Source organism: Streptomyces sp. NPDC057950, from assembly GCF_042887295.1.
Classification (GTDB): Bacteria; Actinomycetota; Actinomycetes; order Streptomycetales; family Streptomycetaceae; genus Streptomyces; species Streptomyces kaempferi.
Map to the genome: position 1 here is coordinate 132,887 of NZ_JBHVPP010000022.1, position 12,042 is coordinate 144,928.

Annotated in this window: 9 protein-coding genes; 5 read left to right on the forward strand and 4 right to left on the reverse strand. The window is 73.2% G+C overall.

Annotated features, from left to right (window positions below; translation table 11 throughout):
- Nucleotides 1-323: 323 nt before the first annotated feature.
- Nucleotides 324-974: a Tat pathway signal sequence domain protein gene (locus tag ACFVTC_RS32045; RefSeq protein WP_390131957.1), complete on the forward strand. Its 651-nt coding sequence runs from the start codon at nucleotides 324-326 to the stop codon at nucleotides 972-974.
- A gap of 18 nt (nucleotides 975-992) precedes the next feature.
- Here ACFVTC_RS32045 and ACFVTC_RS32050 read toward each other — a convergent pair whose 3' ends face one another.
- Nucleotides 993-1,937, reverse strand: a complete 945-nt coding sequence (locus ACFVTC_RS32050) for a lytic polysaccharide monooxygenase (RefSeq protein WP_390131958.1) — start codon at nucleotides 1,935-1,937, stop codon at nucleotides 993-995.
- A 364-nt stretch (nucleotides 1,938-2,301) separates the two neighbouring features.
- Between ACFVTC_RS32050 and ACFVTC_RS32055 the strand changes: the two genes are divergently transcribed.
- Nucleotides 2,302-3,495, forward strand: a complete 1,194-nt coding sequence (locus ACFVTC_RS32055) for a damage-control phosphatase ARMT1 family protein (RefSeq protein WP_390131959.1) — start codon at nucleotides 2,302-2,304, stop codon at nucleotides 3,493-3,495.
- A gap of 10 nt (nucleotides 3,496-3,505) precedes the next feature.
- Here the strand turns inward: ACFVTC_RS32055 and ACFVTC_RS32060 are convergent, their stop codons facing one another.
- Both ACFVTC_RS32060 and ACFVTC_RS32065 read right to left on the reverse strand, forming a co-directional pair.
- Nucleotides 3,506-4,771, reverse strand: coding sequence for a cytochrome P450 (locus ACFVTC_RS32060; RefSeq protein WP_390131960.1), 1,266 nt, complete (start codon nucleotides 4,769-4,771; stop codon nucleotides 3,506-3,508).
- Nucleotides 4,768-5,568 (reverse strand): alpha/beta fold hydrolase, encoded by an 801-nt coding sequence (locus tag ACFVTC_RS32065; RefSeq protein ID WP_390131961.1) that lies wholly within the window; start codon nucleotides 5,566-5,568, stop codon nucleotides 4,768-4,770. The genes ACFVTC_RS32060 and ACFVTC_RS32065 overlap by 4 nt, the downstream gene beginning before the upstream one ends.
- Nucleotides 5,569-5,837: 269 nt before the next feature.
- Between ACFVTC_RS32065 and ACFVTC_RS32070 the strand changes: the two genes are divergently transcribed.
- Nucleotides 5,838-8,330 carry a germacradienol/geosmin synthase gene (locus ACFVTC_RS32070; RefSeq protein ID WP_390131962.1) on the forward strand — a complete coding sequence of 831 codons (2,493 nt, stop codon included), beginning with the start codon at nucleotides 5,838-5,840 and terminating at the stop codon, nucleotides 8,328-8,330.
- 92 nt (nucleotides 8,331-8,422) lie between these two features.
- Here ACFVTC_RS32070 and ACFVTC_RS32075 read toward each other — a convergent pair whose 3' ends face one another.
- On the reverse strand, nucleotides 8,423-9,835 hold the full coding sequence (locus ACFVTC_RS32075; RefSeq protein ID WP_390131963.1) for a hypothetical protein: 1,413 nt from the start codon (nucleotides 9,833-9,835) through the stop codon (nucleotides 8,423-8,425).
- Between the two features lie 189 nt (nucleotides 9,836-10,024).
- Between ACFVTC_RS32075 and ACFVTC_RS32080 the strand changes: the two genes are divergently transcribed.
- Together ACFVTC_RS32080 and ACFVTC_RS32085 are read left to right on the forward strand one after the other, a co-directional pair.
- Nucleotides 10,025-10,678, forward strand: coding sequence for a PDZ domain-containing protein (locus ACFVTC_RS32080; protein ID WP_390131964.1), 654 nt, complete (start codon nucleotides 10,025-10,027; stop codon nucleotides 10,676-10,678).
- A 224-nt stretch (nucleotides 10,679-10,902) separates the two neighbouring features.
- Nucleotides 10,903-12,018: an aminopeptidase P family protein gene (locus ACFVTC_RS32085; RefSeq protein ID WP_390131965.1), complete on the forward strand. Its 1,116-nt coding sequence runs from the start codon at nucleotides 10,903-10,905 to the stop codon at nucleotides 12,016-12,018.
- The last annotated feature ends 24 nt before the right edge of the window (nucleotides 12,019-12,042 follow it).

Sequence of the window (12,042 nt, forward strand, 5' to 3'; positions counted from 1 at the left end):
GTCAGCACGGCGCATGTCACCCTCCCGGCCCCCGCCCCCTGCGGCGGGGCGTGCGTGACACCTCTGAACGTCCCGTGCGCGTCCTCGTCACCGTTCTCACCCCCCACGGCACCGGCACGGCCGCCTTCCCTCCTCGGGGCCGCGCCCGGTGGCCCCTCGCCGCTGCCGGTCCGTCGCGTACGGAGAAGACGTCACGGGCCGGCAGCGGCCGCAAGCTCCGTGTCCACCGGGACGGCCAGGACCATGCCCCCCGGTGAACCCGGGACCGCACCTCTCTCCGAACCAGGCCCCGCACCCCCGTCAGATCAGAAAGAGGCTCCCCCATGCGTACGCGATCCCTGTTCGCCCTCGTCGGCGTCGCCGCGGCTCTCTCGGTCTCCGCGATCTCCCCCGCCTCCGCCGACGACACCCCGGTGCTCACCGCGGGCGGTGCCGCCGTCGCCACCGGCGATGTGCTCACCGCCTCGCTGGCGAGCGGCACCAAGGCCACCCTCTACTCCAGCAGCACCGGCACGAGCGGTGTCTCCTGCGCCGCGTCCGCCTTCACCGCCACGGCCACCGACAACCCGACGGCCCCCGGCGCCGCCACCGAGTCGCTCACCGGCCACACCTTCGGCAGTTGCACCAGCAACGTCATCGGCGTACTCGGCGTCACCGGCGTCACGGTCAACAACCTCCCGTACACCACCACCGTCGCCTCCGACGGCACGGTCACCGTCACCCCGGCGGCCGGCTCGACCATCCAGACCACCGTCGTGCTGCGCACCCTTCTCGGCAGCATCACCTGCGTCTACCGGGCCCCCGGCCTGACCGGCACGGCGAGCAACACCGACAACAGCATCACCTTCACCAACCAGCAGTTCGCGAAGGCGTCGGGCTCGTCCCTGTGCTTCAGCAACGGCTACTTCACCGCCAAGTACGCACCCGTCACCGACACCACCCAGCCGGGCAGCCCGGTGGTGACCGTCAACTGACCGACCACCGGACCACGGTCACCGCCGGCGTCGCAGCGTGAGCGCGACGCCCGCGGTGAGCAGGAGGGCCGCCGCTCCCCCCGCCCCCGCGACGAGGGGGAGCGAGCCGCTGCCGCCGGACGAGGTGTCGGCGGCCGGAGTGAGGTGGTCGGGCGCGGACACCTGCGCCGCGGACGGCGCGGCCGACCGCGAGGGCGTCGGGGACCCCTCGGCCGGGGACTTCGTCGGCTCCGCGGTCTTGCCCGCCGTGCGGGTCGGTGCGGTCGTCCGCCGCGCCGGTGCCGTCGTCGACGCCGCCTTGCCACCGCTGCCCGCGCCACGGGCGGTGGCGGGGAAGACCACGTCGGAGCACGAGTAGTAGGTGTCCGTCGTGCTCGTGTTCTGCCAGATGGTGTAGAGCATCTGACGGCCGGTGCGGTCGGACGGGAGCGTGGCCCTGATCCGGTAAGCGCCGTTCACCAGCGCCGGGTCGGTGGCCGTGGCGAACGGCTTGGTCGGCAGGTCGGACCAGGTCAGAGGCTTGGACGGGTCGTAACCCGGTTTGCTCAGATACAGCTTGAAGGTCCCGGTGTGCGGAATCGTCGAACTGTAGGAGAGCGTGAAGGTCGCGCCCGGGGTCATCCTGGTCGAGGGCCAGTCGGCGCGGGCGAGGTCGAGGCCCTTGTACGCGGGCAGGTTCCCGCTGCACAGCTTCCCGTCGGGGATCACCTGCCGGTCCCTGCCGTTGACGCCGGCGACCCGGAGGTTGTCCCACGCGGTGAAGGGCGCGCCGTTCGCCGCGATCGCCGCCCCGCAGGCCGCGGTGCGGTTGTTGCTGCCGCCCTCGGGGGAGCAGGCCACGACCCGGCTGACCGGATCCGTGGGCGCCCCGTGCGCCTGGGCCGGTCCCGCGGCCCACGTCAGCAGGAGCAGCGGTGCCGCCGCGGCGACAGCGGCCGCGGTGGCGGTGCGGTGTGCGGTCATCCGGTGGGTCTCCTCGACGGCTGGGGATGCGGGCGCTGCCGTACCGCGTCTCGCGGCGACGGCCGCAGGGCCGCACTGCGTGACGGCCGCAGGGCTGCACTGCAAGGGGAAGTACGGGGGCGCGCGGCCGTGTGTTCAGATCCGGAGTGCGCCGGTGCAGGGGGGCGTGCGGCGGTGTGTCCGGATCGGGGACGCGGGGCGGTTCGCCACGCGTCCGCGTCCGGGGTGCGGGGGCGTGCCGCCGGGTGTGTGAAGGAGGGTCTCCAGCGGACCGGGGGCCACCGCCGGGCGGGGTGCCGACGCGCTGCCGCGGCCCGCCGCCGGCTCGGCCGGTACCGCGGCCGCGGCCGGTACGGTGAGCCGCATGCCTGAGCCCGTCGCTTCCGCCGAACCCCCCGCTCCCGCCGGCGCGCCCGTGATCCTCGGCAACGTACCGGGCTCGTTCCCCCGGAGCGTGCTGGCCGAACGGCACCCGGCGCTCATCCGGAAGGTGCGGGACGCCTTCCCGTACGGCCCCGAACAGCGGCGCGCGCTCGACGCCCTGCTGAAGAACTCCGCCGAGGGTGTCATCGAACCGCTCGGCGAGCCGGCGCGGGACCGCGAGCGGTGGGAGACCTGGGGCGGCCGGGAGTACTTCGGCCGGCCCTGGTTCGACGTGCCCTTCCTCTGGTCCGAGAGCTACTTCTACCGCCAACTCCTGGACGCGGTCGGCTACTTCGACCCGGGTCCGTGGCAGGGCATCGACCCCTTCCGGCCGTTCAAGCTCGCCGAGCTCGACACCCCTGAGGCCGACGAGGAGCTGGCCGCGCTCGACGGGCTGGCCGGCCGTCCGGTGGCGGAACAGGAGGAGGCGCTGCTGCTCGGGTCGCTGTGGGGCAACCGCGCGGACCTCGGGTTCCGCCTCGCGGCCGCGGGTGACGAGACAGCCGCCGACTCCCAACTGGTTGCGAACGAGGGTGAGATGCTGCGAAGCCTGTTCGCCGGCGGCACCCTCTGCGTGGTCGCGGACAACTCCGGCCGGGAACTCGTCCCCGATCTGCTGCTCATCGACCACCTTCTGCGTGGTCGTCGCGTCGAGCGGGCCGTCCTGCACGTGAAGCCGTACCCGTACTACGTCTCCGACGCCACCACCGCCGACGTGATCGACGCCCTGCGCCGTCTCACGGCCGCGCCCGGGGCGGCCGGAGCGTCCGGGCACCGCCTGTGGTCGGCGATGACCGACGGGCGTCTCACGGTCCGGGCCCACCCCTTCTCCTGCGCCCCGCTGCCCTACGCCGACATGCCCGACGACCTGCGCCGGGACTTCGCGGAGGCCGACGTCACCCTCATGAAGGGCGACCTGAACTACCGCCGTCTCGTGGGCGACCGGCGCTATCCGGCCACCACCCCCTTCGCCACGGTGACCGCCTACTTCCCGGGCCCGGTGGCCGCCCTGCGCACGCTCAAGTCCGACGTGGTCGTCGGTCTCGCCCCCCGCACCGAGACCGCGCTCGTCGCGGCCGAGGACCAGCGCTGGCGCACCGGCGGCACCCACGCGCTGATCCAGGTGCGGTGCTGAGACCGCGGGCTCATCCCACGTGCACGGGAAGTGACTTGAGGCCGTTGATGAAGTTCGAGACGAGACGGCGCGGGGCTCCGGCCGTGGTCAGTGACGGCAGGGCGCGCAGCGACTCCTCGTAGAGCACACGCAGTTGCAGCCGCGCGAAGTGCGCGCCCAGGCAGACGTGCGGCCCGTCGCCGAAGGAGACATGGGGGTTGGGGGAGCGGGCCAGGTCGACCCGGTGCGGGTCGGTGAAGACGCGCTCGTCGTGGTTGGCCGAGGCGTGGAAGACGACCACCTTGTCGCCCGCGCGGATGCGCCGCCCCGCCAGCTCGGTGTCGACGACCGCCGTACGGCGGAAGGTGAGGACGGGCGGGTGCAGACGCAGCAACTCGTCCACCGCGGTGCCGAGCCCGACCTTCCCGGAGCGCAGGGCGGCATACGCGTCCGGATGCCGGGCGAGCGTCAGAAGGCCGCCCGGAGCCGCGCCGCGCACGGTGTCGTTGCCCGCGACCGTGAGCAGGAAGAAGAACATCTCCAGTTCCGCCGGGGCGAGTTCGGGGTCGGTGGCGAGAGTGGTCAGCACGTCGTCGCCCGGATGGGTCCTCTTGTGGAGCGCCAGTTGGTGCGCGTAGGCGAACATGTCCCGCAGCAGGGCCGGGGAGCGCGGATCGACGGGCCTGCCCCGCGCGTCATGGACGGGCTCGCCCGCCTCGTCGGGGTCCTGGTAGCCGATCACCCGACGCGTCCAGTGCAGCAGCAGGCCGCGGTCGCTCTCCGGCACGCCGAGCAGGTCCGCGAGGTTGAGCAGGGCGTAGTCGTCGGTGACGGAGGCGACGAGGTCGCAGCGGCCGTCACCCGCGCGGGCCTCGCGGACCGCGCCCTCGAGCAGGGCGCGGGCCCGTCCGCGGACGGCCGAGGTGAAGTGCTCGATCCGGCGGGGTGTGAACGCGCGGCTGACAAGACGCCTCATCCGGCCGTGGTCCGGAGGGTCCTGATTGAGCATCATCCGCCGGATGAACGGCAGATCGTCCGGATCGGGGTCCCGGATCTGGGTCGCTCCCAGACGCGAGGAGTACGTCGCCGCGTCCTTGAGGACCCGGACCACGTCCGCGTGCCGGGTCACCGCCCAGAACCCGGTTCCGGCGGGCCAGCCGAGCACCTCGGGTTCGTCCTGCCAGGCCACGGGATGATGGTCGCGCAGCGTGCGGTAGGCGGAGTGCGGGACCCCGTCGGCGTACCGCCGGGGGTCGAAGACGTCGGGGACGGGCGGCGCGGCCTCCCGTACGCTCACGCCTCGCCCCCGGCCCTGTCCGCGTCGGCTTCCTCCGCGCGCAGGAAGGACTCCACCACGCCGATCAGGTCGAGCGGACTCTCGTCCATCGCGTAGTGCCCGGTCCGGGCCAGTTCATGGAGTTCGGCGTCCGGGTACCAGCGCATCCAGGTCTCCCGCATCAGGGCCGCCGACAGGGCGGGGTCCAGCGCGCCCGTCACGGCCAGTGCCGGCACCCGTGCGCCCTCGACCTCGGCGTGGAAGTCCGCGCCGGCCCACGAGTCCAGGTAGGCGCGGAACGCCTTCGGGTCGCTGAGCGCCAGCGACCGTGTCACCATCCGGTCCAGCCAGGCCGCGGGCAGCCGGCCACCGGTCGTGACGTCCATGATGGTCCGCCGGTTCTCCGGCCGGTGCGCCGCGTCCGCGAACAGCTCCCACTGGTCCTCCGGCAGGGGCAGCCCCGACGCGGGCACCGGCGAGACCCCGACCAGCCGGCGCAGCCGGCCCGGGGCGAGCGTCAGCACGCGCTGCGCGACGGCGCCCCCCATCGAGTGGCCGATCACCGAGAACCGCGCCCACCCCAGCCGGTCGGCCAGTTCGACGACATCGGCGGCCGCCTCGGAGGTCGTGTACGCGCCCGCGACGTCCCTCGCTTCCCCGTAGCCGCGCAGGTCGACCAGCGCGTACTGGAACGCGGCGCGGTCGAGGTCGGGAAGCACGGCCGCGTACGCGGACCGGTCGGCGAACCAGCCGTGCACGGCGATCACCTTGTGGGCGCCGTCGCCGTGCACTTCATGAGGAAGCACGAAGGAGGTCATGCGCCCACGGTGACGCCGGGCGCCCGCGTCGGCAAGAGCGCCCGCGGACGACCGGCTGACCGCCGGGGAGCCCCCGACGCGCGAAGGGACCGATTGCGACCGTGCTCCCGCGGGGTGGGTGTCGTCGCCGATCGGCCCGAACCGGCGCGACCGCCCCGAGCGAGCTGAACAGGCCGGGCCGAACAGGCTGTTTCGTACGGATTCACGCGATGGTGTGATCATGTCCCGGTGGGTGGATGTGCTCGGAGGGCCCTGGGTAGGGCCCGGCCATGACGCAGCCGTTCGAACTCCCGCACTTCTACATGCCGCATCCCGCGCGGCTGAACCCCCATCTCGACGAGGCCCGCGCCCACACGGTCGATTGGGCCCGGGGGATGGGCATGCTGGAGGGCTCCGGCATCTGGGAGCAGTCCGACCTCGACGCGCACGACTACGGGCTGCTGTGCGCGTACACGCACCCCGACTGCGACGGGCCGGCCCTCTCGCTCATCACCGACTGGTACGTGTGGGTCTTCTTCTTCGACGACCACTTCCTGGAGATCTTCAAGCGCACCCAGGACCGCCAGGGCGGCAAGGACTACCTGGACCGGCTGCCCCTCTTCATGCCGCCGGACCTCTCGACCCCCGTGCCGGAGCCGCGGAACCCGGTCGAGGCGGGGCTGGCCGACCTCTGGGCGCGTACGGTGCCCTCGATGTCGCTCGGGTGGCGCGAGCGCTTCGCGGTCTCCACCGAGCATCTGCTGAACGAGTCGATGTGGGAGCTGTCCAACATCAACGAGGGGCGGATCGCCAACCCCGTCGAGTACATCGAGATGCGCCGCAAGGTGGGCGGAGCCCCCTGGTCGGCCGGGCTCGTCGAGTACGCGACGGCCGAGGTGCCCGCCCCGGTGGCCGGGTCGAGGCCGCTCCGGGTGCTCATGGAGACGTTCTCGGACAGCGTGCACCTGCGCAACGACCTGTTCTCCTACCAGCGGGAGGTCGAGGAGGAGGGCGAACTCAGCAACGGCGTCCTCGTCCTGGAGACCTTCTTCGGCTGCACCACCCAGCAGGCCGCCGAGACCGTCAACGACATCCTCACCTCACGCCTGCACCAGTTCGAGCACACGGCCCTGACCGAGGTCCCCGCGCTCGCCGTGGAGAACGGGCTCACCCCGGACCAGGTCGCGGCGGTCGCCGCGTACACCCAGGGGCTCCAGGACTGGCAGTCGGGCGGCCACGAGTGGCACATGCGGTCCAGCCGGTACATGAACCAAGGCGCCCTGGAGGAGAACCGGCCGTTCGGCGCCGGTGTGCTCGGCACCTCCGCCCTGGACGTCGGCGCCCTGCTCTCCGCCGCCGGGGCCGAGCGGCAGCGCGCGTACACCCATGTCCCGTTCCAGAAGGTCGGTCCGTCGCGACTGCCCGGCTTCCTGATGCCGTTCGAGGTGACGCTCAGCCCCCATCTCGACGGGGCCCGGCACCGCCTCACCGACTGGATGCACGCCATGGGCATGCTCCAGGAGGGCGTCTGGGACGAGGACAAGCTGGACGCGTACGACCTCCCGCTGTGCGCGGCCGGCATCCATCCGGACGCCACCCGGGACGCCCTCGACATCAGCTCGCGGTGGCTGGCCTGGGGCACGTACGGCGACGACTACTACCCGCTCGTCTTCGGCAACCGCCGCGACCTGGCCGCGGCCAAACTGGTCACCGCGCGTCTGTCGGCCTGCATGCCCGTCGACGGCGAGGAGGTCCCCGTCCCCGCCAACGGCATGGAGCGCGGCCTCATCGACCTCTGGCGGCGCACCACCGCGGACATGAACACCGACGAGCGGCGGCAGTTCCGGTCCACGATCGACGTGATGACGGAGAGCTGGGCGTGGGAGCTGTCCAACCAGATCCAGCACCGCATCCCCGATCCGGTCGACTACCTGGAGATGCGCAGGGCCACCTTCGGCTCGGAGCTCACCATGAGCCTGTGCCGGCTCGGCCACGGCCGGAAGGTCCCGCCGGAGGTCTACCGCAGCGGTCCCGTCCGGTCGCTGGAGAACGCGGCGATGGACTACGCGATGCTCCTGAACGACGTCTTCTCGTACCAGAAGGAGATCGAGTACGAGGGCGAGATCCACAACGGCATCCTCGTCGTCCAGAACTTCTTCGGCTGCGACTACCCGACCGCACTCGGCGTCATCCACGACCTGATGACCCAGCGCATGCAGCAGTTCCAGCATGTCGCCGCCCATGAACTCCCCCTTCTGTACGAGGACTTCAAGCTGTCGAGGGAGGTGCGCGAGATCATGGACGGCTATGTCGGGGAGCTGCGCAACTGGCTGGCCGGAATCCTCAAGTGGCACCAGGAGTGCCGCCGTTACGGCGCCGAGGACCTCGCCCGCCGCGCCCACGGCTTCGTACCGGACCGCGTGCCCGGGGTTCCCTTCGGCGGTCCGGGAAACGGCCCCCCGCCGGTTCCGGCCGTTCCCTCCGACTTCCTCGCCTCCCTCGATCGGTCCGCTCCCGCTCCCGCTCCCGCGGCCTCGGCACCGGCACCGGCGGCCGAGGCCGCGCCCGCGTTCCGTCCGGCCGCCGGGGTGGGGGCCGGGGGAGTCGGTGACGCGAAGGCATTCAGGCTTCCCCGGGGCGCGGGAGCGGCCGCCGAGTTCACCCTGCCGTGGGATCCCGAGGACCCGACGGGCTCGACGGAGTCGGCGAGTGCGGGGGGTTCGACGGGTCGGGCGACGGACCGGCGGGCACCGACCGCTCCGGCCGTGCCGCGGCCGAGGTGACGTCGGCGGTCTCCTCGGCGCGGCTCCGCCCGGCGGACGCCCTGGCCGCCCCGGACAGGCCCGCGAGCAGCTCCGCGGCGGCCGCGGTGACCTCACCGACCTCCTTCGCGAACGTCGTGTCGACGGCGGCGGCGCGGGCGAGCGCGTGATGCTCCTGGACGACGTACGCGCCCAGGTTGGTCTCTCGCCACCACGCCGTCGTGTCGTCGCCGGGGTTCGCCAGGGTGTCGCGCAGCGACGTCAACGTACGGGTGGCCTCCGCGAAGCGGCCCTCCTCCCGCTCCAGCCGGGCGAGTCCGAGGAGGGCCGAGACACGGTCGCGGGCCGTGGTGAGAAGCGGCAGGCGCAGGCGCTGGGCGCGCAGGGCGGAAGGTGTCACCCAACTGCTCGAACTCGTGGACGAGGGAACCCAGCGGGTCCGCCGGCCGGCGGTCCGGGGTCCTGCCGTCGCGCCCGGCCGCGTACACGCGAAGGTCGAAGTCGTCCAGCGCCCGGATCAGTGCGACGCGGGCGACTTCCGCCAGGCCCTGCTCGCGGGCGAGGCCGGTCCAGGTGCACAGCGGCTCGTCCGCCGGATCGGCGCCGAAGGACGAGTCGTCGAGATCGCGTGCCCACCTCAGCAGCTCGGCCGGTTCCGCGCCCGGCTCGGGCATGCCGCCCAGTCCGCACCAGGTGTCGAAGTCCGACTCGCGCACCTCCAGCAGCAGCGGCAGGTCCTCCGGGAGGCCGCGCAGGCCCACCAGGACGGCGGCGAGGCGCAGTTCATCGGTCATGGACGCCTCGGCCTCGTGCCTCAGCAGGTGCCTCAGCAGCGGCAGGTCGCCCTCGCGCCGGTCGAACTGGGCCGCACGCAGCGCGAGCGCGCGCCGCGCCCGGTCCCCGGCCACCTCGTCCCACGCGGCGCCCGCCCGCAGCAGCGCCAGGTCGGCGCGGCCCCGCGCGAGGACCGTCTCCCACAGCGGCGGACGGGGGTGCGGGTCCAGGAGGTCGTGGGCACCGCCCTCCTCGGCGCCGAGCAGCAGAAAGTCGGGCTCGGTCCGTGACAGGGCGGTGTGCAGCAGGCCGACGAGCTCCACGGGAGAGCGCTCGGGCAGGCCGAGCCCGGCCCGCAACTCCTCCCGCTCGGCGTCGATCCCGTAGGACTCCCGGATCTCCTCCTCCGTCTCGGCGACCGCCGCGAGGATCCTCTCCTCCCCGTCGGCCGGCGCGAGCCCCAGGTGGTCGTGCCACCCGGGCAGGCCGACCAGCACCTCCAGCGCCTCGTCCACGCTGTCGCCGATGATTCCGGCCGAACCCTCGGAATCCGCGTACAGCACGGAGCCGTCCCCGCACACGAAGTACGTTCCGCCCGTGTCGTCACCCGCTATCGGCTCCAGTGGACCGCCGGAGGCGAGCCGTACGTCCTCGCCGTGCTCCGCGCGGTCGAGGTCGAAGGAGAAGGGGAACGCGGCCAGTTCGGCCAGGCGGGGGTTCTTCCGCAGCAGACGCAGAGCGTGATCCGTCATGTCACCGAACGTAACAGCCGCCACCGACAACGGGACTTCCGGCTTCGCCCGTGGTGCGGTTCGGGCGGGGGCGCGCGAGTGGTTCGAACGCGGGTGTCAGTCTCACTCGTTCGTGAATCGTGGTGCGCCGGGGCGCGGGGTAGAGCAACAACCGGGGGCGGTCCGTAGAGCAGCTGCCGGAGGCGATCCATGGAACAGACCGCGTTGCGTCCCAAGCCGATGCCCGGTCAGGAGCCGGGCGGTGACGGCCGTCCGGCGCCCGCCGTCCGGCGCCCGCACGCCGTGCGGCGCCGTGGCAGGCGGCTGATGTCCCTGCTCTTCGGTCTCTTCGTCGGGACCGTCCTGGTCCTGTCGGGCGTCGGCCTCGGCACCGTGGGCGCCACGGTGATCGGCATGAGCAGGCTGGCGGACCTGGAGAAGCAGGCCGGCGACGCCACCACCGGGCAGGGACGACGACAGGGGCACGGGCGGGCGCAGGAGGCGGGGAAGGGGCAGGGGCGGAGCCCCGGGCCCGGGGCGGGCGGCGCGAGCGTGGCGCCCCCGTCCGGGTCCACGCGTGGAGGTGTCGGGGCGGTCACCGCGACGCTCGGGGTCGAGGCCGTCGACGCTCCCAAGGGCGCCGGCGCGCTGATCACGGGTGTCCACGATCCCGGTCCGGGCTACACGGCCGGTCTGGTCCGCGGAGACGTGCTCGACGCCTTCGACGGGACCCGCCTCGGCTCGGCCGCCGAGCTGGCGCGGGCCGTCGCCGCGGCGGACCCGGGGAGCGCCGTGACGCTCGGTGTGCGCCACGCCGGCGGCGGCCGTCAGCGGCTGACCGCCGTCCCGGGCATCGTGACCTGAGCGGGCGGCGGCGCCTGGCTCGTCCCCGGTGTGCGGCCCGGCCCGGGGACAGGGCGTCGGGCGCGGTCGCGAACCGGCGGATCTCGGGCCACAGGGGCATACCATCGTCCATAAGACCCCCGGATCGGCTCCGTGGCCGTCGCGAGCGGCTCGCGAGGGCCGGGGCGAAGGGGCAGGATGCTGCCCGTAGCCCCAGGGAGGAACTCGGACATGCGGAGGCATGGATGACCGGCACGCCCACGCCCTTCACCGCCGGTGACTACGAGGCCCGTATGCGGCGCGCGGCCGAGGCCGCCGCGGCGGCCGGACTCGACGGTCTCCTGGTCGCCCCCGGGCCCGACCTGGTGTGGCTGAGCGGCTACCGGCCGGTGGAGACCGAGCGGCTCACCCTGCTGGTGCTGCGGGCCGGACAGGACCCCGTGCTGGTGGTGCCCACCCTGGAGGCCCCGGACGCGGCGGCCGCGGCCCCCACGCTGACCCTTCGTGACTGGACCGACGGCAAGGACCCGTACGAGGCCACCGCGTCGCTCGTCGACGCCGGCGGCCGCTTCGGCGTCAGCGACAACGGCTGGGCACTGCACCTGCTCGGTCTCCAGAAGCGGCTGCCGGACTCCCGCTACGTCGCCCTCACCGACGCCCTCCCGATGCTCCGCGCCGTCAAGGACGCTGCGGAACTGGAGCGGCTGGCGGCCGCGGGCGAGGCCGCCGACGCGACGTACGAGGAAATCCGGAAGGTTCCCTTCGGCGGACGCCGGGAGACCGATGTCGCCGCCGACATCGCCGATCTGCTCCGGCAGTTCGGGCACTCCCAGGTCGACTTCACGATCGTCGCCTCGGGGCCCAACGGTGCCAACCCGCACCACGAGGCGGGCGACCGTGTCATCGAGCGCGGCGACATGGTCGTCCTCGACTTCGGCGGCCTCAAGCACGGCTACGGCTCCGACACCTCCCGCACGGTCCACGTCGGCGAACCGGACGCCGAGGAGCGCGAGGTCCACGACGTGGTGCGCGCGGCCCAGGAGGCGGGCGTCGCGGCGGTCAGGCCGGGAGCCGCCTGCCAGGACGTCGACCGGGCGGCCCGCGCGGTCGTCGCCGGGGCGGGATACGGAGACCGCTTCATCCACCGCACCGGGCACGGCATCGGCGTCACCACGCACGAACCGCCCTACATGATCGAGGGCGAGGAGCAGCCCCTCGTACCGGGGATGTGCTTCTCGGTGGAGCCCGGCATCTATCTGCCCGGCCGCTTCGGGGTGCGCATCGAGGACATCGTGACGGTGACCGAGGAGGGCGGATGGCGCCTCAACACCACGTCCCGCGAGATGGCGATCGTCGACTGAGCGGCCACCGGGAGCACCATGGCG